The organism is Providencia sp. PROV252 (assembly GCF_033676005.1).
Taxonomy (GTDB): domain Bacteria; phylum Pseudomonadota; class Gammaproteobacteria; order Enterobacterales; family Enterobacteriaceae; genus Providencia; species Providencia vermicola.
The window spans coordinates 3,349,531-3,373,958 of record NZ_CP096294.1; the positions used below are offsets into that span (position 1 = coordinate 3,349,531).

At 43.0% G+C, this 24,428-nt stretch carries 19 protein-coding genes; 12 read left to right on the forward strand and 7 right to left on the reverse strand.

The window, feature by feature from the left end; translation table 11 throughout:
• Positions 1–75 precede the first annotated feature (75 nt).
• The 4 genes from M1F05_RS15565 to M1F05_RS15580 are packed head-to-tail and all read left to right on the forward strand — an operon-like array spanning position 76 to position 3,224.
• The gene (locus M1F05_RS15565; protein WP_206082907.1) at positions 76–879 is read left to right on the forward strand and encodes an SDR family oxidoreductase; all 804 of its coding nucleotides are present in this window, start codon (positions 76–78) and stop codon (positions 877–879) included.
• Between the two features lie 59 nt (positions 880–938).
• Positions 939–1,799, forward strand: a complete 861-nt coding sequence (locus tag M1F05_RS15570) for a co-chaperone YbbN (RefSeq protein ID WP_206082908.1) — start codon at positions 939–941, stop codon at positions 1,797–1,799.
• Between the two features lie 13 nt (positions 1,800–1,812).
• The gene (locus M1F05_RS15575) at positions 1,813–2,748 is read left to right on the forward strand and encodes an SPFH domain-containing protein (RefSeq protein WP_206082909.1); all 936 of its coding nucleotides are present in this window, start codon (positions 1,813–1,815) and stop codon (positions 2,746–2,748) included.
• The gene (locus tag M1F05_RS15580; protein ID WP_206082910.1) at positions 2,745–3,224 is read left to right on the forward strand and encodes an NfeD family protein; all 480 of its coding nucleotides are present in this window, start codon (positions 2,745–2,747) and stop codon (positions 3,222–3,224) included. Before M1F05_RS15575 ends, M1F05_RS15580 begins: the two co-directional genes overlap by 4 nt.
• Here M1F05_RS15580 and cueR read toward each other — a convergent pair.
• Positions 3,178–3,588 carry a Cu(I)-responsive transcriptional regulator gene (gene cueR / locus M1F05_RS15585; protein ID WP_206082911.1) on the reverse strand — a complete coding sequence of 137 codons (411 nt, stop codon included), beginning with the start codon at positions 3,586–3,588 and terminating at the stop codon, positions 3,178–3,180. The genes M1F05_RS15580 and cueR overlap by 47 nt on opposite strands.
• A 119-nt stretch (positions 3,589–3,707) precedes the next feature.
• Here cueR and copA point away from each other — a divergent pair, with 119 nt between their 5' ends.
• A complete protein-coding gene (gene copA / locus M1F05_RS15590; protein WP_206082912.1) occupies positions 3,708–6,641 on the forward strand; it encodes a copper-exporting P-type ATPase CopA in 2,934 nt (977 codons plus the stop codon).
• A 344-nt stretch (positions 6,642–6,985) separates the two neighbouring features.
• Complete coding sequence (locus M1F05_RS15595) at positions 6,986–7,567, forward strand: HdeD family acid-resistance protein (protein ID WP_206082913.1); 582 nt, start codon at positions 6,986–6,988, stop codon at positions 7,565–7,567.
• Positions 7,568–7,599: 32 nt separating this feature from the next.
• On the opposite strand, the gene M1F05_RS15600 is transcribed toward M1F05_RS15595, so the two are convergent.
• Complete coding sequence (locus M1F05_RS15600) at positions 7,600–10,392, reverse strand: RHS repeat-associated core domain-containing protein (protein ID WP_206082914.1); 2,793 nt, start codon at positions 10,390–10,392, stop codon at positions 7,600–7,602.
• Positions 10,393–10,598: 206 nt separating this feature from the next.
• Here M1F05_RS15600 and M1F05_RS15605 point away from each other — a divergent pair, with 206 nt between their 5' ends.
• Both M1F05_RS15605 and ybaK read left to right on the forward strand, forming a co-directional pair.
• On the forward strand, positions 10,599–11,414 hold the full coding sequence (locus tag M1F05_RS15605) for a TraB/GumN family protein (RefSeq protein ID WP_206082915.1): 816 nt from the start codon (positions 10,599–10,601) through the stop codon (positions 11,412–11,414).
• Positions 11,415–11,425: 11 nt separating this feature from the next.
• Positions 11,426–11,899 carry a Cys-tRNA(Pro)/Cys-tRNA(Cys) deacylase YbaK gene (gene ybaK, locus M1F05_RS15610; RefSeq protein ID WP_206082916.1) on the forward strand — a complete coding sequence of 158 codons (474 nt, stop codon included), beginning with the start codon at positions 11,426–11,428 and terminating at the stop codon, positions 11,897–11,899.
• Between the two features lie 59 nt (positions 11,900–11,958).
• On the opposite strand, the gene ushA is transcribed toward ybaK, so the two are convergent.
• Entirely contained in the window at positions 11,959–13,629 is a 1,671-nt protein-coding gene (ushA, locus tag M1F05_RS15615) for a bifunctional UDP-sugar hydrolase/5'-nucleotidase UshA (protein WP_206082917.1), read from the reverse strand.
• Between the two features lie 255 nt (positions 13,630–13,884).
• On the opposite strand from ushA, the gene M1F05_RS15620 reads away from it, so the two are divergent.
• The gene (locus M1F05_RS15620) at positions 13,885–15,108 is read left to right on the forward strand and encodes an MFS transporter (protein ID WP_318825887.1); all 1,224 of its coding nucleotides are present in this window, start codon (positions 13,885–13,887) and stop codon (positions 15,106–15,108) included.
• A 286-nt stretch (positions 15,109–15,394) separates the two neighbouring features.
• Positions 15,395–17,146, forward strand: coding sequence for a YbaL family putative K(+) efflux transporter (ybaL, locus tag M1F05_RS15625; protein WP_206082918.1), 1,752 nt, complete (start codon positions 15,395–15,397; stop codon positions 17,144–17,146).
• Between the two features lie 214 nt (positions 17,147–17,360).
• Here the strand turns inward: ybaL and M1F05_RS15630 are convergent, their stop codons facing one another.
• From M1F05_RS15630 to M1F05_RS15645, 4 genes are all read right to left on the reverse strand, one after another.
• Positions 17,361–17,708, reverse strand: coding sequence for a DUF1937 family protein (locus tag M1F05_RS15630; RefSeq protein WP_206082919.1), 348 nt, complete (start codon positions 17,706–17,708; stop codon positions 17,361–17,363).
• A gap of 106 nt (positions 17,709–17,814) precedes the next feature.
• Entirely contained in the window at positions 17,815–18,591 is a 777-nt protein-coding gene (locus M1F05_RS15635) for a DeoR/GlpR family DNA-binding transcription regulator (RefSeq protein WP_206082920.1), read from the reverse strand.
• Positions 18,592–18,627: 36 nt separating this feature from the next.
• On the reverse strand, positions 18,628–19,857 hold the full coding sequence (locus M1F05_RS15640) for an NAD(P)/FAD-dependent oxidoreductase (protein WP_206082921.1): 1,230 nt from the start codon (positions 19,855–19,857) through the stop codon (positions 18,628–18,630).
• Complete coding sequence (locus tag M1F05_RS15645; RefSeq protein WP_206082922.1) at positions 19,854–21,254, reverse strand: NAD(P)/FAD-dependent oxidoreductase; 1,401 nt, start codon at positions 21,252–21,254, stop codon at positions 19,854–19,856. Before M1F05_RS15645 ends, M1F05_RS15640 begins: the two co-directional genes overlap by 4 nt.
• A 241-nt stretch (positions 21,255–21,495) precedes the next feature.
• On the opposite strand from M1F05_RS15645, the gene M1F05_RS15650 reads away from it, so the two are divergent.
• A complete protein-coding gene (locus M1F05_RS15650) occupies positions 21,496–22,935 on the forward strand; it encodes an FGGY family carbohydrate kinase (RefSeq protein ID WP_206082923.1) in 1,440 nt (479 codons plus the stop codon).
• A gap of 22 nt (positions 22,936–22,957) precedes the next feature.
• Positions 22,958–24,208 carry an ethanolamine utilization protein EutH gene (gene eutH, locus M1F05_RS15655; protein WP_206082924.1) on the forward strand — a complete coding sequence of 417 codons (1,251 nt, stop codon included), beginning with the start codon at positions 22,958–22,960 and terminating at the stop codon, positions 24,206–24,208.
• Positions 24,209–24,428: the final 220 nt, after the last annotated feature.

Below are 24,428 nucleotides of genomic sequence, written 5' to 3' on the forward strand. Positions count from 1 at the left end.
TAGACGGTAAACAAACGCGATAAAGGGCTCTTTATACGCGAAATAAATTCAGTTGCATGAAATGAAGGTAAAGTTATGCAAACATCCGCACGAAACGAAAAATCGGTTCTGATCACTGGAGCATCAAGCGGTATAGGCTTTTGTGCTGCCCAAACTCTGCGCCAACGGGGCTACCATGTGATTGTCGCCTGTCGCAAAGAGAGCGATATCTTCCGCTTAAGAGACCTTGGCTTTGATACAGTTGCTCTCGACCTTGATGATAAGAATAGCATAGATACAGCGGCAAAAGAGGTGTTAACACTCTGTAATCACCGACTTTTCGGATTATTCAACAATGCGGGTTTTGGGGTTTATGGGCCATTGAACAGTGTTAGTCGGGAACAACTCGAAGCCCAGTTTTCCACAAACTTTTTCGGCGTGCACCAATTGACCTTCCAACTGCTACCCGCCATGCTAGCACACCATGAAGGGCGCATTGTGCAAACCAGTTCGGTGATGGGCATTATCTCTACCCCTGGTCGTGGTGCTTATGCAGCGAGCAAATATGCCTTGGAAGGTTGGTCAGATGCCTTACGGTTAGAGCTAAAAGGCAGTGGTGTTTTCGTGATTTTGATTGAACCAGGGCCAATTCACACGGCATTCACTCAAAATGTTGAACAAACTCAAAAAGATAAACCTGTTAAAAACCCAGGGATCGCCTCGCGCTTTACCTTAACCCCAGAGCATGTGGTGGAAAAGCTTATCCATGCGTTAGAAAGCCCACGCCCACGCGTGCGTTATTCTGTCACGCTTTTAACAGTGGCAGTCCGAGTGCTTAAACGTGTTTTACCTGACAAACTGATGGATAGAATACTGGCAAATCAGGGAAAAAAGGCTTGAAAAAAGCAAATTAAGCCCCACTCTACTATTAATGCTAACTCATTCAAAAGAGATACCCTATGTTTGCGAATAACGCACAAATTATTGATATTAACGAAACTAATCTTCATCAAGTCATTGAACAATCAATGAACTTACCCGTCATGTTTTACTTTTGGTCACCTCGTAGCCCTCATTGCCAAGAGTTTGGCTCAATGTTGGAAAAAATTGCCAACGACTACGCAGGTTTATATATCTTAGCTAAAGTTAACTGTGACGAAGAACAAATGATTGCCAGCCAGTTTGGCTTAAAAGCCATCCCAACGGTATATGTCCTGCAAAATGGCCGACCCGTTGATGGCTTTGAAGGGCCGCAACCGGAAGAGGTCGTGTTAGAGATTTTATCTCGTGTTCTACCAAGCCCTGAAGAGTTGAAAGCGGCACAAGCGGCTGAATTAATAGCGGAAGGTAAAACACAAGAAGCATTGCCTCTGCTGAAAGAAGCTCATCAACTAAACCCGAAAAATAGCGATATCACGCTGTTATTGGCAGAAACGCAAATTAACCTAAAACTCGTCGATGATGCACAAACCACCTTAGATGTGGTGCCATTACAAGACAAAGACAGTCGTTATCAAGGGCTGATTGCACAAATTGAGTTGTTAAAACAAGCAGCGGATACCCCTGAAATTCAACAATTACAGGACGAATTTAATCAAGATCCGCAAAATACCACGTTAGCCGTTCAATTAGCACTAAAATTACATGAAGTGAACCGTAATGAAGAAGCCCTTGAAATGTTATTTAGCTTCTTACGTAAAGATTTAGGTGCGGGTGACGGTGCTGTGAAAAAAACCATGATGGATATTATGTCCGCCATGGGTACTGGCGATGCGATTGCGAGTAAATATCGCCGCCAAATGTATTCATTACTTTATTAATTAAGGGTTAGATATGGACTTGTTCGCCTTTGGTGCCATTCCGATTATTATTTTTGTAGCCATCGTTATTGTTTTCACCTGCGTTAAAACAGTACCGCAGGGTTTTCAATGGACAGTTGAACGTTTTGGGCGTTACACCCGTACATTACAACCTGGGCTGCATATCATTGTGCCATTTATGGACAAAATCGGCCGTCGTATCAATATGATGGAACAAGTCCTTGATATCCCATCACAAGAAGTTATTTCACGGGATAACGCCAACGTCACTATTGATGCCGTGTGCTTTATTCAAGTGGTTGACCCTGTTCGTGCTGCTTATGAAGTCAGTAATTTAGAACTGTCCGTGCTTAATCTGACAATGACCAATATTCGTACCGTGTTAGGGTCTATGGAACTTGATGAAATGCTGTCTCAACGAGATTCGATCAACTCCCGCTTATTGCATGTGGTGGATGAAGCAACTAACCCATGGGGTGTGAAAATCACCCGTATTGAAATTCGTGATGTGAAACCACCAAAAGAACTTATCAGCGCGATGAATGCACAGATGAAAGCGGAACGAACAAAACGTGCCGATATTTTAGAAGCGGAAGGTATTCGTCAAGCGGCAATCCTTAAAGCGGAAGGTGAAAAACAATCACAAATTTTAAAAGCCGAAGGGGAAAGACAATCTGCTTTCTTACAAGCTGAAGCGCGTGAAAGGGCTGCAGAAGCTGAAGCGAGAGCAACCCAAATGGTATCTGAAGCAATTGCCGCTGGGGACATGCAAGCCATTAACTACTTCGTGGCACAGAAATACACAGATGCGTTAACCAGTATTGGCTCGGCTCAAAATAGCAAAGTGATTATGATGCCATTAGAAGCCAGCAATTTAATGGGCGCGATCGGCGGTATTACCGAACTCATTAGCGAAAGCAAAAAAACAACACAAAAGGCGAAAGAATGATAGAGCTTATCAGCGCTCAACCCGCATGGTTTTGGCTGTGCCTCGGTGGGCTATTGCTGATTGCTGAGTTACTCGGCATGGGTGGCTATTTGCTTTGGTCGGGGATTGCCGCTGTCGCCGTCGGTTTATTGACTTGGGCTTTACCCTTCCTAAATTGGGAGTGGCAAGGGATTTTATTTGCCGTCTTTACCCTTGTTTCTGCCGTGTTATGGCGCAAATGGTTAAGCGGCCGTAAAAGAAGCAAAGCTGACGATGTCAATCAAATCAGCCACCAGCTTGTGGGGGTTAAAGCGCGTTTGTTAACGGATACCGAAGAAGGCTTTAGCCGTGTTCGCCTTGCTGATGGCAGCTGGCGGGTTTTCAGCGATGTCCCACTTCTTGCTAATACTGAAGTAGTGGTCATCGCCGTTGATGGCATTACATTGCAAGTTAAACCTTCTGGTGATGGCAACAGCCACGTGCCAGGTGGTCAATAATTGGGCAGTTAGCGCCATCATCCCCTGGGCACACATCCACCAGCTCCTGTAATGTATCGCGGATTGCAGACAGTTTAAAAATTGTCTGCTCTATTTCATTTATCTTAGCAATGGTCGTGCTTTTCACATCAGCACTGTGTCTGGTTGGATTACGAAACAGCCCAAGCAGTTCACCGCATTCATCCAAGGTAAAGCCAACATCCTTCGCTTGTTTTAGCAATATCAATTCGTTTAAATGCCGTTCTTGGTAATAGCGGTAGCTATTCTCCCCTCTTTCAGGTGGCGTAATCAGCCCTTTATCTTCATAAAAACGGATTGCTTTTGCAGTTAGGCCTGTTTTTTTGGCAATTTCACTAATATTCATAATAACCCCTTGACCTTAACCTTGCTGGAAGGTGTAACCTTTGCTCATTGTCGAATTATAGACCTAATTGTCGATAAAGTTATAGACCCAATTCATCGAACGGGTTCGGAGGCTGCAAAATGAGTAACAAAACTATCCTAAAATTACAGGGACTAAGCTGCATGCACTGTGTCGGCTCAGTCACTAAAGCATTAGAAGCTCGCGGTGATGTGATAAATTTAAACGTCACTATCGATTATGCGACATTAGAAAGTGATACCAATGTTGCTGATATCATCAACACAATTACTGAAGCTGGCTATGAAGCCGAAGTTGCATCAACACCTGATGTCGAATTGCAGCTTTCGGGTTTAAATTGCATGAAATGTGCAGGCAAAACCCAAAAAGCCCTTGAAGAGGTTGAAGGTGTTGCCGCTGCGGTTGTTAGCACAACTCAGGCAAAAGTGTATGGCTCTGCTGATGCACAAACCTTAATCGCTGCGGTTGAACAAGCAGGCTTTAAGGCCCAGTTGCCGCAGTCCAATGAGGTGACGTTATCCCTTTCAGGATTAAGCTGCATGAAATGTGCGGCGAAAACCCAACAAGCACTCGAAGCTGTTGACGGTGTAGAAAGCGCACAAGTGGATACAACGTCTGCGGTTGTACAAGGTTCTGCATCAGTTTCGGCATTGATTGCTGCCGTCGAAGCCGCTGGCTACCAAGCTACAGAAGGTGAATCTCACCCAAAAACTGAGCCGCTGACCACCCAAACTGAACAGCCGGATGCTGATTCAGCGGCAATTTGTGACATTCCGGCACAAGAGTCAGATTTAGGTGAACAGCCTGACATCCCCCCAACGGATGACAGTGTGCAGTTACTGCTTGATGGCATGACCTGTGCCAGCTGTGTGAATAAAGTGCAAAAAGCACTCAGCGGCGTCCCCGGTGTGGAAAACGCACGCGTTAATTTAGCCGAGCGTAGCGCATTAGTCACAGGAACTGCAGATCCCAATGACCTGATTAATGCCGTGGTTAAAGCGGGTTATGGTGCTGAAATCATTCAAGATGAAGCCAAACGCCGTGAACGCCAGCAAGAAGTTGCTCAAGCCAATATGCGCCGTTTCCGTTGGCAATCAGCCTTAGCCTTAGCCCTTGGTATCCCTGTCATGGTATGGGGAATGATGGGCGATAATATGGTGCTGACTGAGCAAAATCACACCACATGGCTTACCATTGGGGTATTAACCTTCCTAGTAATGGTATTCGCAGGTGGGCATTTTTATCGCAGTGCATGGCAAAGTTTAAAAAATGGCAGTGCCACTATGGATACCTTGGTTGCACTGGGTACAGGAGCTGCATGGCTCTACTCTATCGTCGTTAATATTTGGCCTGAATGGTTCCCTGACCAAGCTCGCCACCTTTATTACGAAGCCAGTGCGATGATCATCGGTCTGATTAACCTTGGCCACGCTTTAGAGCAACGGGCACGCCAACGTTCCTCCAAAGCCCTTGAAAGGTTGTTAGATTTAACACCGCCAACTGCACGTGTTGTGACGGAGCAAGGCGAAGTTGACATGCCATTGGAGCAGGTTAAAAAAGGCATGATCTTACGCTTAGCGACGGGTGACCGCGTACCTGTCGATGGGGAAATCATCGAAGGGGAAGTTTGGCTAGACGAAGCGATGCTGACAGGTGAACCTATCCCGCAACAAAAAAGTAAAGGTGACCCTGTACATGCAGGTACTGTCGTGCAAGATGGTACGGTACTCTTTCGCGCCGCGGCAGTGGGAAGCCAAACCACATTAGCGCGAATTATTCACCTTGTTCGTCAAGCACAAAGTAGTAAACCGCAAATTGGCCAAATGGCGGATAAAATTTCGGCAGTGTTTGTCCCTGTAGTTGTTGCTATTGCATTGATTTCGGGGGCTATCTGGTACTTTATTGGCCCTGCGCCACAAATTACTTATGCCTTGGTTATCACCACAACTGTGTTAATCATTGCCTGTCCATGTGCTTTAGGATTAGCAACGCCGATGTCGATAATTTCAGGTGTCGGTCGTGCAGCTGAGTTCGGGGTGTTAGTCCGTGATGCGGATGCCCTTCAGCAAGCTAGCGAACTGGACACTATCGTCTTTGATAAAACAGGTACATTAACCGAAGGTATGCCTCAAGTTACTGACATCCACGTATTTAATGGTTTTGATCAGGACGGCGCATTGCAGCTCGCAGCATCGTTGGAAAATGGTTCAAACCACCCATTAGCGCGTGCTGTCTTAGCAAAAGCGAAAGGCTTAACCTTACCCGCTAATGAGCAATTTAGGACATTAGCAGGCTTAGGTGTAAGCGCAATTATTGATGGTAAAACCATTTTGTTAGGTAACCAAAAGCTGTTAGCGCAAAGCAGTGTGGATACCACAGATGTCGACGGTATTCTGCATCAGCAAGCCTCTCAAGGGGTGACCCCTGTACTGTTGGCCGTTGAAGGGAAAGTCGCTGCGTTGTTATCTATTCGTGACCCATTGCGTGAAGACAGCATCAGTGCTCTTGCTCGCTTACATAAACAAGGCTTCCGTTTGGTGATGTTAACAGGGGATAATCCAGTCACCGCCAATGCTATCGCTAAAGAAGCGGGTATTGATGAAGTGATTGCTGGCGTCATGCCTGATGGTAAATCAGCCGCAATTGAAGCCCTGCAAGCGAAAGGTCATAAAGTAGCGATGGTCGGTGATGGCATCAATGATGCCCCTGCACTTGCCCGTGCTGATGTGGGTATTGCGATGGGCGGCGGTAGTGATATCGCCATTGAAACAGCATCTATCACCTTGATGCGTCAAAGCTTACACGGGGTTGCTGATGCGGTTTCTATCTCAAAAGGGACGCTGCGCAATATGAAGCAAAACCTATTTGGTGCCTTTATATATAACACGCTGGGGATCCCAATTGCTGCTGGTATTTTATACCCACTCACAGGGACTTTACTTAACCCAGTAGTTGCAGGAGCAGCAATGGCGCTCTCCTCTATCACTGTAGTGAGTAACGCAAACCGTCTATTACGTTTTAAGCCTGAAAAATAACCTTTAAAAAAGGGTGGGGGCCTCTCTCACCCTTGAGGTTGTTGACAAAGCAGGATAAAAGCGTGGTTTTTCCTGCTTTGTGTTATCAGCCGAAAATCAATGAATTGATTTTCCTCGACTATTTTCAAAACCAATCCAACCTGCAGTCAAACCTAATCGGTTTGTCAGTAGTCTGAAGGGTGGGAGCCTATCTCATCCTTTCTCGTCTTATTTCAATCATCAAAATACGCTAAGTATTTGCCTTCCAAGATTTTATTATTTAAATCGCACGATCTTTGATGCCCTTTCTCGTCGGCTAGGTCTATACTATTAAATAATTAGCTACTTAATATTTGGAGCGCAAAATGCTTAATATTGATCGTGAAAAACTTGCCAAACTCGCTGGTGAGGAATTTAAAAAACAGCGAACTTTTTTATTAATTTTGTCCTTTTTGCTGTTGGCTGGCGGCATTTTTTGTATTGTTAACCCAATGATTTCAGGCATTGCGGTCAGTACGGTATTAGGCGTTTTACTGATTATTGGTGGTGTCGGTGCCATTGTTAGCATACTTAGCACGGTAATTTATACGGGATGGTCGCGCTTATTTGGTTTTGTGATTGGGCTAATCTATATTATTGTCGGCTATTCCTTTATTAAAGACCCACTACAAAGCTTAATCGCCCTCGCGATTTTAGTCGCCGCACTATTTATTGTCGGCGGTGTCATTCGCTTATATGTGGGTTTTCAACAAATAAAATCCCCAAGCGGTTGGCTGCAAATTCTTATCGGGTTATTAGATTTCTTTATTGCCTTTTTGCTTGTTGGCAATGGGCCATTAACGTCGATTACGCTATTAACCACGTTAATTGGTATCGAAATGGTGTTTAGCTCATTCAGCTTATTTGCGTTGCTAAGTGTGTTTAAAAACATTACTAAAAACAGTTAATTCAATTTGCCCCCTATTTGGGGGCAATCACTTCATCGATGACGACGACTGGTACTGGGTTGATTTTTATCAAGCTGATGGCCACGACCTCCTGAGCTTTTGGGGGGTTTAGGGGGAAATGACTTTTTGACTCCCTTTCCGATAGGAAGATTCCCAAACACACGTTCAAACTCATTGGCATACATTGTATAGAGTGTTTTATCCATCCCTCCCCAGAAATTCCCCATTCCAACCTGAAACTCTATACCTTTATAGTCGTATAATGTGAAACTCGTTTTCCCTACCGCCACTCCAGCAGAATATGAAGAGTTTTTATAGCGAGTTCGTGACTGCCCATGTTGTATGGCTGCAAGAGGTAAATCACCATCTCGAAGAATCATCGTTGTGAAGCGACGTTTAGGCATTGATTGTCGAAAAGTATACATGGCATTTTCACAACTTGAACATAATTTAGCCTTTTGGGATATGATTAAATTACTTATGTTAAAACTATCATGAGCCGTTAATGTTCTTATTAATGCCTGCTCCGCATGATTAACCGTTTCCCAGCCAGGCTCACGCTGGCGAGAAGTATTTTGATAGCTTAATTTATTTGTCGCCCATGTCTTAAACTCCTCACTTTGCGAGTCCATCTCCAAAAATTCATATAAATTAATAGCATATGTAAATTTAGATGTTTTATCTTTGTAAAATAATTGCGCCATACTAATGACTCGGTTGCGAATTAATGATGGATTTTTCGCAATTCTTTCAATTTTAGAGGATGCATTAAGCAGCTTTGATACTGTTTGCTGGAAATCAGCAAACATATCATCCTGTGTATCAAAAAGTCGAGGTGCTAACCCATGTTCATCCTGATAGGTCAATGGGTTGTTACGTACCATCCGATACAGATTTAAACCATCAATAGTTCCCGCGGGATCTGCGCTTAACCAACGCCCCACCCAAGGCTGATAATAACGACGACCATAATAATAAAGCCCTGTAATATCACGCTCTTGCCCTGAATAGCGCCGTGTTTTGTAGTTTACTTGCAATGCGCTACTTACCGCCCAAACAGCCGTTCCACCAAAGGGATAAAACTCCTCTTGGCTAATCAAGTTTCCATCCATATCGAGTTCTAAACCGCTATTGCTGGCAAGCCCATTAATACTATAACGAATGGTATTATTTACCATTTTATCTGGTAGCCCAATTTCCCAATGCAATACTTGGGCTTGTACCTCACTGTCTTCCCCGATACAGATCACATGGTATTTTTCATTATGTTCAATTAGCCTAATCTCTAGGTTCGGTAAATAAACAACCTTGCTTTGTTTTTGATTATATTGTGTTATTTTTAATGCCCGCAGGCTGTCGCCATCGTAGCGGTAAAACTCATTCCCGCCAGCACCATTAACACTTTGCAGTTCTTGCCTTGATGTCCACGTTAAATTTTTTCCTTGCAAAAGCTGTTTTTGCTGTCCACTTGGCGTGAATAATGGTTCCACTTGATGAGGAAACTCAGCTAAATCTGCCAGTACTGCATGGTTACTTCGGCTGCTCGTTGTCATTTTGATTGTATAAGCTTGCTGCATCGCAGGGGCACGGTGGTGAATTTGAATTAAATTCCCGCCTTTATCATAAGAATAGGCACGGAAATACCGTGTATATACCGAATTATCAATTGATGAATGGTGAGGAAGGTAGTGACTTTGCTGGCTAATACCCGCTATTTCTCGCCCTGTCGCATGGACTAATTGATAAAGCGTGTCATATTGATATCGATGCTTGGGTTCGACTTTTTGATTCCGCCAAAAAACCTTTTTTTCTGCACTATTATAAATTGCAATCACATTGCCGACAGGATCGTAGTCGTAATGTAAACTCTGAAATAATTTATAACCCAATGAGTGATTTACTGGCCTATAGGTCTGAATAAGGATTAAGCGCTGTGTCTGCGCCTCGTATACATACTCAGTCACGGCACCATTACCATAGCTCTCTCGCACTTTCTGACCGACTGCCGAATATTCAATGATCTGAGTTATTGGCTGCGTATCTTGTCCTTTAACTGTGAATGTCGTTCTGATTAACTGACCTGTAATATCATATTCTCGCTGTTGTTTATGGCCTTTTGCATCAATAATAGAAAGGCAAGCACCTGCAGCATCAAAATGTGTTTGGTGAGAAAATTTTTCGGGTGATAATGCCGTTAAATCACTATCTCCTTGCCAATCAACATTAAACTCAGCATTATCAACTTGTTGAATAAACTGCCGAGTCAATAAAGTCGGTTCCCCTTGCAGTGATACTTCCTGTGTTTGCAATAACCCTGCAGTATCAAAGTGACTAATACATTGCCCAGCTAAATTTGCCAATTGTTCGGTATGCGAATTACCTGCATATTGAAAACGCTCGCTGACTCGCCAGTTCCCCCCCTCTATTTTCTCACTGACACTTTCGAGGCGACCTAATGAATCATTAGCCTCATAGCAACACCATTTAAACGTTTTATTTGCGTCAATGCTTACCATAAGCCGCTGTTCAATATCATTCAGTTGGTAAATTTCACCGCTATCAACACCTTTGTTTAATAACGAGAACCCCATTAAATCCGCATGATAATAAAAGTTATCTTGCCCACTTTCAGACAAACGTGCATCTGCATTTTTCTGTAAAAAACCATAAATATTAAAATAATGAAATTCAAGACGCTCCTGTACATCCTGTTGAATATTAGGCTGTCGATAGTATTGAAGTGTACGAACCGTAAAGTGACGGTTATCGAATGCCGTTATTGTTGGTGTGCCCGCATGAATATTTGAAATTTGAGGCGTTATCATGTTATCTCCAATTAAGGCTAACAAAATGATAACACCATCTTGTTAACGTATTGCTTCATATCATGAAACCATAATTGAAGTGTGCCTAAATTGTCATTGTCCATTTTTATCAGGACAGACGAAAAATGCGTAATTGACGTACAACATTCGCAAATTCGCGAGAGATTGTTTACCCTATTAACCCAAGAAGAATGCAGGGTAAAATGATGGGAAAACTATTTGAAAGCTTTAAAAATTGGCTCCATATGGAAACGGCGCTGGTATACCCCTATCCTGCGATTGATGTTCGCTTATCAAAAGGCCTTAAATTGCACATTGTAGGCAGTATTCATATGGGAACAGAAAATATGTTTCCGTTATCTGCCATATTGCTCGATAAACTGAATCAAGCGGATGCATTAATTGTTGAAGCGGATATAACCCAAGCTCAATCCCCTTTCCCTCATGAAGTTGATGAACAGCGCCCTGTTCAGCAACGTTTGAGCGAAGAACAATACGCCTTATTTTTGCAATGTTGCCAAGAAATTCACCAGTCACCCGAAAAGTTTGATAGTCTCCCTTCATGGCAAATCGCCTTGATCCTACAGGCCACTCAAGCACAAGGGCTTGGCTTGCGCGGCCACTATGGCATCGATTATCAGCTTATTCGCAACGCTCAGACCCAACTTAAACCGATCATTGAACTTGAAGGCACTGCATCCCAAGTTGAATTGCTGCTTTCCTTACCTAATAATGGGTTAGCGCTCTTACAAGACTCATTAGTCCATTGGCGTGCAAATGCACGTTCACTGCAAACCATGATTGGTTGGTGGCTTGATTATCAACCCAATAACCACATGACTTTACCTAATACTTTCAGTAAAGATGTCTATCAAGTACTAATGGATAAACGTAATGCAGTTTGGAGTGAACAACTTAAGGCGCTTCCAGATGGCAATTATGTGGTTGCTGTTGGTGCATTACACCTATTTGGTGAAGACAGTCTTGTTGAGTATCTGCGCCATTGTGTCAGAGATAAATAAAAGGTAAAAAAATGACTCCTGCTGTTAAATTACTTGAAAAACAAAAAATTAACTTCACATTGCACCCTTATGATCATGACCCAAATGAGAGCAACTTTGGTGATGAGGCAGTACGTAAATTAGGCTTAGATGCCAAACAAGTGTTTAAAACGTTATTAGTGGCATTAAATGGTGACCAAAAAACATTAGCTGTTGCCGTCACCCCTGTCTCAGGGCAGCTTGACTTAAAACTGGTCGCAAAAGTGTTCAAAGTGAAAAAAGTGGAAATGGCCGATCCCCAAATCGCGCAAAAGACCACTGGCTATTTATTAGGTGGCATCAGCCCATTGGGCCAAAAGAAGCGATTACCCACGGTAATCGATGACCAAGCCCAGCAATATGCAACAATGTTTATTTCAGGGGGAAAACGCGGGTTGGATATTGAATTAGCGCCAGCTGATTTAGGTAACGTACTCAATGCTACTTTTGCTGAAATTCGCAAGTAAATACGCGCATTGATAAAAAAAGCCTCATCGATATGAGGCTTTTCATATTATAAAATGAATTATTTATTGTTATAAATAATCTCACCTTTTGGTTCGTAATCTGCAGCTTTTAGTGGAGAATGTTTCTCGATATAACCTTTGAGCACTTCCGCATCCACAAAACCTGTATTCACATAGTTAGGGTGATTATCAATTTTCGGATAACCATCACCACCAATCGCATTAAAATTCAATGTTGCCATACGATAAGTTTTTGATGTATCAACAGGTTTACCATCGATTTTCACATCGCTAATCGTACCATCTTTATTCAACGTCAAGTTTACATTATAGAATTGACCATATGCCCCTGCATCGGGTTTCATATTCGCGACCGCAGTCAGGTAAGGAATGACTTCATCCCCTTTAAAATCAACGTACACTAATTCATTCGCAAAGGGTTGAACTTTCAGCACATCTTTATACGTGATATCACCGCTTTCGATAGAATCACGGACCCCCCCCCCACTCATGATGGCAAAATCAGCGCCTGCGCGCTCTTTTTGAGCTGCTAACAGAAGGTGCCCCATATTGGTTTGCACAAAGCGCACTTTGCTACGATCGCCTTCCAGTTTGCCTTCAACAGAACCCACTTTGACGCTTAATTGCTTATCACCTTTCTCTTGGTATGGCGTCAGTAATTTCATCATATCTGGGTTGTGGGCGATTTCTTGTGTGTAATAAACACGCTCACTGGTACCATCTTCTTTGGTCACTTTTTTCTTCAAGTTAATTGGAATTAACTGGTAGTGTTTTAAGGTAAATTTGCCATTTTTGAATTCAAAATCAGCACGTCCTACATATTTACCCCACTCATGGGCTTGAACAATCCATGTACCATTTTGATTATCTGGCGCACAAGGAGTCCCTGGTACATAGTCCGCTTGTTTGTAGTCTTTGTTTTCTTGGGACATACAAACGGGGTCTTGTGAGTGACCACCCACTATCATATCTAAGTAACCCGCAGGTAAACTGCGTGCCATTTCGACGTCACCTGGTGCGTTTGAACCATGTTTGCCGTCATCATAGTGCCCCATGTGGGTTGCGGCGATGATAATGTCAGGTTTTTCAGTCTGGCGCAGTTCTTCAACCACTTTTTTCGCTTCATCCGCAGGTACGCGGAATTCGACATCAGGGAAATTTGCTGGGTTACCAATACGTACAGTATCGTCTGTAGTCAGCCCCATCACTGCAATTTTTACACCTTGTTTATCAAATATTTGATAAGGTTTAAACAGACGTTTACCTGTGCTGGTTTGGTAAATATTAGCGGATAAGAATGGGAAGGTTGCCCATTTTTCTTGCTGACGTAGCGTTTCAAGCGGATTATCGAACTCATGGTTACCCAATGCCATTGCATCGTACCCGACTAAATTCATCCCTTTGAAATCAGGCTCCGCGTCTTGTAAATCAGATTCTGGAACCCCTGTATTGATATCACCACCAGAGAGTAGCAACACACTGCCACCTTGCTTCGCCACTTCATTGCGAATTTCATCAACGACGGTTTTTTGCGCTGCTAAACCGTATTCGCCGTGGTCGTTATGCCAAAAGTGACCATGGTGGTCATTTGTATGCAAAATAGTGATATTGTAGGTTTTGTCTTTTTCCCACGCGTTTGCCATCGTCGCGGGTATTAACGCTAACGATACTGTTAATGCACATGCGGATGCTTTAAATGCAAACTTCATACACTTCTCCCTGCTGGTATAGGAATTTTTATTCGTTAATATTAGATTATAGTTTGTCACTGCCCGCAGATTTATAGCATAAAAATATGAGCAAGATTTGATACCTCTTGCAGAATAAGAAATTCGTTTCATAAAAATGAGATCACCATCAAATAATTCACTGATATTATTTTTCATGTGGCTTATTTATTCATTTCAATAAATTGTATTTCAGTTATATTGATAACAATTATGTAACACAGAAAGTTGATAATTATGAGTGAGCAAACAACAACCCCTAATAACGCAAATCCATCAAAACCCGTGAATAAAACAGGGAAAACCGTCTTCAGTATTCTGACAGCAATTAGTGTCTCCCATTTATTAAACGACATGATCCAATCGCTTATCTTAGCGATTTATCCTTTATTACAATCTGATTTCTCGCTGAGCTTCGCGCAAATTGGGATGATCACCCTAACGTATCAGATTACCGCATCCCTACTGCAGCCTGTTATTGGCTACTACACGGATAAACACCCTCAGCCATACTCATTACCAATTGGCATGAGCTTTACATTGACTGGGTTAATTTTATTGGCGATGGCAGAAACCTTCCCAATGATTTTATTTGCAGCCGCTTTAGTCGGGACGGGTTCTTCAGTCTTCCACCCAGAATCATCTCGTGTAGCTCGAATGGCTTCAGGTGGTCGTCACGGCCTTGCTCAGTCATTTTTCCAAGTAGGCGGTAACTTAGGGGCATCACTAGGGCCGTTGCTTGCCGCATTAATTATTGAACCTTATGGAAAAGGTAACTTAGGTTGGTTCTCCCTTGCGGCTTTGTTAGCGATTGTGATTTTACTGCAAGTCAGTAACTGGTATAAGCAGCAACATCGCGCTGCCAGTAAAAAAACCATTTCCACTGGCAACATTAAAATCTTACCTCGCAAGGCGGTTATTGGTTCGTTAGCGGTCTTACTGGTTTTGATTTTTTCTAAATACTTCTATTTGGCTAGCATTAGCAGTTATTACACCTTTTATCTTATAGAGAAGTTTGGTGTTTCTGTGCAAAATGCCCAGATTCACCTATTTGTTTTCTTATTCTCTGTTGCCGCAGGGACAATGATTGGCGGCCCTATTGGGGATAAAATAGGTCGTAAATATGTTATTTGGTTCTCAATCCTCGGTGTCGCCCCCTTTACACTCATTTTACCGTATGCTTCGCTGTACTGGACGGGCGTGCTAACTGTAATCATTGGGATGATTTTAGCCTCTGCGTTCTCAGCTATTTTGGTGTATGCACAGGAGCTGATCCCCGGTAAAACCGGCATGGTATCAGGATTGTTCTTCGGTCTTGCATTCGGAATGGGCGGTGTTGGGGCAGCAGTTTTAGGCCATATTGCTGACCAAACCAGTATTGAGCAAGTTTATCATTATTGTGCTTTCTTACCATTACTTGGGATTTTTACAGTATTGTTACCAAATATCGGTCATAAATAGATTTATTTTCTTATTTTACCCACACTTAATTAAAAATAAGTGTGGGTCTTTCCTACCATATTTCCTAAAAATTTCAGCTAAAAATCGCCTAATCCTAAAGTTTGTAACGATTTAGCACCTTTAGTCTGTCTTTTTTTTAAAAACATTTCATTTTTTTAAGGAAATATTTCTCAAAAAAAGTTAAAATAGAAAAACATGCAAATTGGCATTTTAAAATGAAGGCCTCATTTTAAAAGTCAACGGCATGTACCCACCTTATATTTTCATACTAACCAGAGGAGACTAAATGGAGCATTCAACGCCCTTAATCACAACCATTGTTGGTGGTCTCGCCCTTGCATATTTGTTAGGTATGATCGCACAGCGATTAAAAATCTCCCCACTTGTGGGCTACCTTGCAGCAGGTGTCCTTGCAGGCCCATTTACCCCAGGGTTTGTGGCAGATGCAGCGCTTGCACCTGAATTAGCTGAAATCGGCGTTATCTTGCTGATGTTTGGCGTGGGTTTACACTTTTCACTCAAAGATTTACTAGCCGTTAAAGCCATTGCTATTCCTGGTGCAATTGCACAAATTGCGGTAGCAACCCTATTAGGTCTCGGCCTGTCGATGTTATTTGGCTGGGGCATTTTTACTGGTATTGTCTTTGGTTTATGTCTTTCAACCGCCAGTACCGTGGTTTTATTACGCGCATTAGAAGAACGGCAACTCATTGAAAGCCAACGCGGGCAAATTGCCATTGGCTGGCTAATTGTGGAAGACTTAGCCATGGTTCTTACCCTGGTACTGCTTCCTGCCGCAGCTGCTATCATGAATACAGATGATGCAAGCTTTAGTGAGCTCGCATTAGGCCTTGCCTGGACAATTGGTAAAGTTGTTTTATTCATATTCATTATGATTGTGGTCGGTCGTAAAGTCATTCCATGGATTTTATCTCGTACCGCCTCAACAGGTTCTCGTGAGCTGTTCACCTTAGCTGTTCTCGCCCTTGCGTTAGGTATCGCTTATGCCGCTGTAGCTATCTTTGATGCTTCCTTTGCGCTGGGGGCGTTCTTCGCGGGTATGGTTCTGAACGAGTCTGAGCTGAGCCACCGTGCAGCACAAGACACCTTACCACTGCGTGATGCATTTGCGGTTCTGTTCTTCGTTTCCGTTGGTATGCTTTTCGATCCGATGGTTCTGATCCAGCAACCTCTCGGTATCTTGGCTGTTCTGGCTATCATTATTATTGGTAAGTCCGCTGCGGCCCTGGTTCTGGTCAGAATGTTTGGGCACTCACGGCGAACCGCATTAACCATCTCCGTCAGCCTTGCGCAAATTGGTGAGTTTGCGTTTATATTAGCGGGTATGGGCCTCACCCTCGGCGTGATGGATAAAGACGCACAAAACTTGGTGTTAGCGGGTGCTATTGTCTCTATTATGCTTAACCCAGTATTATTTAGTTTGTTAGATAAATACCTTGAAAGAACAGAAACGATTGAAGAGCAACTTCTGGAAGAAACGCTGGAAGAAGAAACACAAGTACCTGTCGATATCTGTGGTCACGCCATCATCGTCGGTTATGGTCGTGTCGGAGGTATGTTAGCGGACAAACTGCGTAGACGAGAAATCCCTGTTGTCGTCGTGGAAGACACCCGTGCTCGCTTTGAGGAGCTGGCTGAAAATGGCTTCAGTGCAATCCTCGGTAATGGAGCGAATAAAGAAATCATCAGCCTTGCCCGCATTGAATGTGCTAAAACGTTATTATTAACCATTCCAAATGGTTATGAAGCAGGTGAAATCGTCGCAACCGCGAAAGAGATGAACCCTGACGTTACCGTTATCGTTCGTGCCCACTATGATGATGAAGTCAGCTTTATTAAAGAGCGCGGCGCTGATCATATCATTATAGGTGAACATGAAATTGCCAAATCCATGGCGACACTCATGTGTAATGATGTGGAAGAGTTTGGCTGTTCTATCGATGATATGCTTGATGGCGGCAACGATAAAAAAGGTGAAGGCAAAAGTTTAGATGATTATCTAAAACCGGCTCACTAACCTCCTCTCTCTATAAATACAAAAAGGAAGCCATGGCTTCCTTTTTTATCTTTTGCCTTCTTTCATCTCAGCATTTGTCTTTTACCTTCCATCCCTTATCACTCACTCTAAATAATTCCCGTTGAGGCTAGGCGGCAAGTAAACGAATCCTTAGGAGAATACATAAGTATGTGACTGAGGTGAACGCACGCAGCCAACAACGCATCAGCGTGAATTATGACGAGTGAGCGATAAATTCATCACTGGTCCAAACTGGCAACCCTTTATCTTTAAAAAACTGAATTTCAGCTGCAACACCACCACTCTTTTCCCAACCTGGTAGCGTCAGTACAATTAGCCCATCACAACGTTTTAAGAATTCCATATCAATGGATGACCATGCTACTTTTTTCCCTTCAGCGGCCAAATATTGATTAATTGGGTGCGTCATGGTGATTTGGCTATAGGTCGCAATTCCTTTTAGCGCAAGTTCTGCTGCAAATTTAGTACATTCAGCAAAACGCATTTCTACAATATTGCTATCGGGATCAGAGTAAGGGCAAGCTATAAAATAAAGGCTCATAATAATTCCTGATGTTAGTGTGTTCAAATTTTAGATACAGTTATCCCGTGAAAAATAAGTGATTATTTTCCAAGGGATAGGTTTAAATAGGTGCTACGTTAAAAACTTATTCAATATCAGCAACAATGATTTTGGTTTTTGGTCGCTTTTTATTTTCGGGTAACTTAAATTCTTTACTGGTTGTCACCAGATAATCAATATTATCCCAATTAGTGACAAAGTTAATGGCGTGCTTATTGGCCTTAGTGCCATCCGCCAGCACAATCAGTTTGTCACTGTTTTCCATCATTTTTTGGGCTATTGCTGCCTCATCCACATGCTGATCCATCACGCCATGTAATGCATGGATAGCCCCTGCACCAATCACTGCATAATCTGCAAAAAACTCGGCAATATTTTTTAACGCTATTGCGCCTAAACAGGCATTTTGCGCCGCATTAAACTGCCCTCCAATTAAAATGGTTTCAATGGATGGGTTTTCTTGCAGTGTGGTCGCTAATAATGGCGAATTAGTAATTACCGTTAAATTATCAATCAATTTAATACGTTGACTAAATTCAAACGTCGTCGTACCAAAATCAATAAATAAGGTATCGCCAGGTTTAATCAGTTCAGCTGCCTTGATGGCAATCGCTTTTTTCTCATCCACAGCAGCTTGGGCACGTTCAGTAAAATTACGTTCAAATTTTGACTGAATATTCACCGCCCCACCATGGACTTTCTTTAATAACTTTTGTGATTCCAGCTTACTGAGATCTCGACGGATTGTTTCCTGCGCGACATTAAAATGCTTTGCGAGCTCCTGCACGTACACCTGACCTTGAGTCGACAATAACTCAATGATGGTTTGATGCCGTACTTTTGAAGAGCGCCCTTCACACATAGTTTAATCCTTCTTGACCATTTAACATTTCCAGCACTATACAACAGTGATACGAATTTCAGTAGCGTCTGGTTGTATTTTTGTTAAATCGATATTTTTCAATAAAATGCGTCTTGTTGGTAAACAACGGTGCTTTTTCTCATACAAAACCGTATTCCCCGCCATGACTTTGATTGTGCCTTGCAACGCTTGTTCAACTTTAATATTGAAGTCGATACATCCTTGGGATAGCGCGTCCATATTTATACAAGCAGGAACGCTAAAGCTGATATTTGAATCTCTGCTCACAGGGATGCGCTGTACAGGCTGAATTTGCGGCTGATGGTGATTGGCTAATAAATCATTCGCAATATTCTCCCCTGTCAATAAACCTTCTTGGTAGCACTGATCCCCCATATCCGCAGGGTGCAACATATTCCCCGCCGCATAATATGCCCCATCCGAGCAGCGACTAAATTGGTCTGTTACAGGCTTCCCTGTGCTCGCATCAAATTCAAGGTGACTTTTGCGGATTAATGTATTTTCCCCCACAAATTGCCCCGTAAAAATGACCGAATCACACTCAATTTTGTGGTTTTTTCCGTTGGTTTCCACCATCACATACTCTACACGGTCAAGGCCACCAATTTCAGTGATTTTACTGTTTAAATAAACGGGTGTTCCCATCGCTTTGGCAAATAAGGTCGCGGGTTTAAATGCCAGAATGCGCTCCCCACCTTCCACCATTGCCTGCGCTTTTACACCTGCATTTTTTAATGTCCACAGGGCAGAAAAACTGACTAACTCACTTCCCACAATGACTGGGTTTCGGCACGGTTTTTTACCATTAAGGTAAACAAACTGCTGCAATGCCCCTGCGGTTAAAACACCTTGCGGGCGAAGGCCTGATACCAAACGTGGGTGACGCGGTGTTTCACGAACCCCTGTCGCTACCAAGATGCGCTTAGCGTGCATCTCAACTAACCCCTCTGCGGTAGAGACCGTCAGTTTTCCATTTGGGTGAAGCTGCGTCACGGTGCTGCGGGTAAAAATTGGGGTATCACCGAGGCTTTCCACAATTTTCGCTGCAAATTGATTACCTTTCATCGGCCGCTTAAATACCAACAAACCAAATGTTGGGTGTTGGCAATGACGAGGAACACCGCCTGCATGGGCTTCTCGCTCAAGAATAGCGATATTCTTAATGCCACGACGGCGTAGAGTATGAGCTGCGGCAACACCAGTTGGCCCTGAGCCAATGATAATCACATCATAATATAAACTCATTTTACCGCCTCCACTGCCAGTGTATGGTCAAAACGACCATTAATAATTTCCGCCACCTGACTACTGCAATAAAAGCCATTACAACGCCCCATCATAACCCGCGTTCTACGGCGCAAAGCCCCCAAGCATTCAGGCGGAATATCAGAGTCAAATGTCGCTTCGATTTCCCGTTGTGTTACCAATTCACAATGGCACACAATGCCGCCATTGCTTTTACATTGGTAATCACGTTGATGATATTCAGAAATCGAGGGCATATTCGGCCAAATAAGTTCTTCTGGCGGCAATAATTCAAATAATGGCGTGAAGTTTTCTTGGTATAACTTACTCAAGTGATTTGCGACACCCAGTGCTGATGTTAAACCTGTAGAACGTATCCCCCCTGCACAAATCCATTGTTTTTCAGGGTAACCATTGATACGGTAATATTTTTCTTCTGTTGCAGGACGTAAGCCCGCATAAGTCGCCGTCACACTGTAATTCTGTAAAGACGGTAACATGCGAGAACCTTGGGCGATTAAATCTTCCATCACCTCTTGTTTGACTTCCGCTTTCCAACGGTCATCCTGTTCTTCGGCTGTTGGCCCTAACAGCAAATTACCGAAAATAGTTTTTGATAACAAAACACCCTTTGTGATGGCGGTTGGTACAGGTAAAATAATCGCATTGATATCCGCAGCTGCCGCTTTGTCATATACCAAAAATTGCCCTTTGCGCGGTTTTATTTGGAATGGTGATGGATGGCAAATCGACTCAACAATATCCCCGTTAATCCCTGCACAGTTAATCACTAAACGGGCAGAAAACTCACCTTTTGTTGTGGTTAAATGCCACAGTCCCGCCTTTAGCTCACCGCCTTTGACTTCACAATGAAAATGGTATTGTGCTCCGTGTTTCACGGCTTGGGTTAAATAAGATAACGGTGTACTCCACGGGTCAATCACAGCTTCACCTGGAACCGAAACCGCCGCTAAAGCACCATCTGCTAAGTGAGGTTCACGGCGGTATAATTCGTCTTTATCAATAATTGCCACATCTAATACATTATTAGTATGTGCTTGTTCAACAATGCCTGGCAGCTTACTCAGTTGTTCTTCATTCCACGCAACAACCAATGCCCCCGTTTCGAGGATCGGCAAATTCATTTTTTCTCTGATTTCAAGGAATTCGCGATACCCATCCTGCATACATTCCAGTTCTAGACTCCCTGGTGTGGCGTCAAAACCTGTATGTAATAGTGCGCTGTTGGCCTTACTCGCCCCTGACAAGATGTCACCACCTCGTTCTAGCAGCAAAGTATTTGCCCCCATCAGTGTGAATTTACGTGTCACTGCACAGCCAATGACACCACCGCCTATGACAATGACATCCCAAATTTTTTTATTATTAATATCCATGGCTGAGATCCTTTACTTAAAACTTGCACACATAAAACCACATAATTCCCACAATCACAATAATTAAAACAACATAAAGTACAACAACAAACCAAAAACTACTCACATTGTTACTTTATTGTGAGTTTTGTCACATCAGTGAAACTTATTGTGAGTTTTTTGTGGACTTTCCTTCCGATTAAACGATAGTAGGCAAAAAAACAGACCTATTTACAACATTTATAACACTGGGAATACTGTGATGCTCAACCAACGTTATGCCGCAATCGATCAGGGAACAACGGGAACCCGAGTCGTGGTCTTCGAAGAAGGCGGGCACTATTACTCCCCGATGAGTATTCCTCATAAACAAATCACATTGAATAGTGGTTGGGTTGAACACGACCCAGAGGAAATACTCGCTAATATTATTAAGTGCTTGAATAGCTGCGAAGTCGTCGATGCTATTGGTTTATGCCATCAAGGTGAGAGCATTGTCGCTTGGGATGCTGACAGCAAACGCCCACTTTACAATGCGATCGTTTGGCAGGATTTACGGACTGAAAAAACGATTTCTCATCTCAAAGAAGCAGGATTAGAACCCGTGGTTCAGTCCAAATCAGGCTTACCACTCGACCCTTATTTCTCCGCCAGTAAAATGGGTTGGATCATGGAAAATGTGGTGGGTGCGAAAACTTTAGCAGATAAAAACAAATTACGTATTGGCACCATGGATGCCTTTTTTCTAGACCGCTTATGTGGCGTGTTTGTGACTGACTATAATTCAGCCTCTCGCACCTCTTTGCTCAATATTCACACATTAAAGTGGGATAAAGAACTGTGTGACATATTTGGCGTGCCAATTCATTGTCTTCCACCAATTAAAGACAATATTGGCGATTTTGGCGCTATCAACCTTGACGGCCACTTAACCCCTGTTACAGCGGTGATTGTTGACCAATTTGCTGGCACATTCGGTCACGGTTGCCGTGAAAAAGGCGATGCCAAAATAACCTTTGGTACAGGTGCCTTTTTGCAAGCACTCACAGGGTTTGAGATCCCACAAACTCATGAAAGTGGCTTGTTACCCACTCTGTGTTGGAAATTCCCTAATGAAGCCCCCGTTTTTGGCTTAGATGGCGGTGTGTATAACGCAGCATCCGCCATTAACTGGGCAAGAAAAATTGGGCTATTTGATCAATTCGATGAACTCAGTGATTTCAGAGCAGAACCTGCCATTAAACGCGGTTTAGCGTTTGTTCCCGCATTATCTGGCTTAGGCTGCCCATATTGGGATCGTAGCGCTGCTGGATTGTGGGCAGGCCTTTCATTAGATACCGACAAAAAAGACATGATGCAATCGGTGTTGGAGGGGATTGCCGCTCGCTCTGCCGAAGTCATTTTTGCAATGGAAAAAATTTCACCACTGGGACAATCAATCTCTGTCGATGGAGGGCTTTCTTCAAATCAGTACTTTAAGCAATTTTTAGCCAATTTATTACAAAAAAATATTGAAGCACCAGCAAACCGTGAAGTGACTGCACTTGGCGCTGCCTTATTGGCACGCAAAGGGTTAGGGCTGACTCACGATATGGCAGTTAGGCGCAATGCAACCATAACACACCCCGATGGCACCAACATGCAAGGTGTAATGGAACAGTACCGCGACATCATTGCCCGTTCCCGCCAATTAAGACACTAAAATAATAAAAGGAAACCCTACCATGGCTGAATTCGGAAATTACATTATTTATTTAATCATGTGCGGTGCCATTATTGGTGCTGTCGCCTCTATCGTTAAACCGACCAGTGATCTGGGCAAAGAATTTGTTAACGGGATTTTCTCCATTGGCCCTGTATTTCTTGCTCAAGCAGGGATCATGGCTGCCGTACCACTGCTTTCTCAGTTAATTTCTTATGTTTTAGGGCCTATATTCTCTTCTGTGGGCTCCGATGTCTCTATCGCCGCATTGTCGATCATTGCTGTTGATATGGGGGGCTACCAGCTTGCAGATGCGTTAACCACGAACCGTGATATGTGGATCACTGCGATGTTAATCGGCTATACCTCAGGCGCGACGATTGTGTATCTCATCCCTGTTGGCTTAACTATGTTAAATCGCAAAGATCACAAATACCTCGCACTCGGCGCAATGGCAGGGTTAATCTCCATTCCATTTGGTGTACTGGCTTCACTGCTATTAATCACATTCAATAATATTCCCGTTCGCGATATTATTTCAACCAATTCCCCCGCAGCACATCAACTCACCCTTGATTTTATGACCATGCTGCAATATTTGATGCCACTGTTTGTTTTCTGTTTCTTATTGGCCGCGGGCTTGAAATATCGCCCAATGCTGATGGTTACAGGCTTCTTAATCTTCGGTAAGATTATGGATGCCTTTGTCAAACTGGTTCTGGCTTTCTCGATTGTCGAGCACTTTACTGGCGTATTTACCAAAGTTTTCGGTGCGTGGGGCTTTGACCCGCTCTTTGCAGACCAAAATGAGCTGTTCCGTGCCATTGAAATAGCAGGTTATATTGGCATCATGTTGGCAGGGACATTCCCAATTTGTTACCTATTCCAACGTTATTGCAAACCGTTAGTCCGTGCATTAAGCAACCGTTTGAAACTGAGTGATACTGGGTCGTTAGGTTTTATCATGGTGATGGCAAACATTATTGCAACTTATCATTTATTCAAAGATATGCGTGCAAGAGATAAAGTTCTGTGTGTCGCATTCGGTGTCTGTGCACAAGCCACCATCGGCGATCACTTAGCCTTTACCGCCAACTTCCAACCAACGCTCGTTCTGCCTATTTTATTAGGAAAACTGGTTGGGGGCTTCTTAGCGGTATTTATCGCAATTAAAATTTCGGTTCCACAGGCATTGCGTTATGAAGAGGAAGACCAAAAAGCAGTGGATGCCGTTAAAGGTGATGCTGAGTTAGCGGTTGCCAAACAAAGTTAAATATAATTAATATTAAACAATTTAATAACTGCATTCGAAATATTGCAATTAAATAATATCGAATGCAGTTTTTTATTATTCGTCATCATCAGTGATATTATTTACGACAAATTTTGATAGTTAATTTCTGCCTATTTGTCTATGTTTTTTTACTATCGATATTAATTATTAATTTACTTATAAATTAAGCTTTATTCTTTTATTAACTTATTAATTAAAT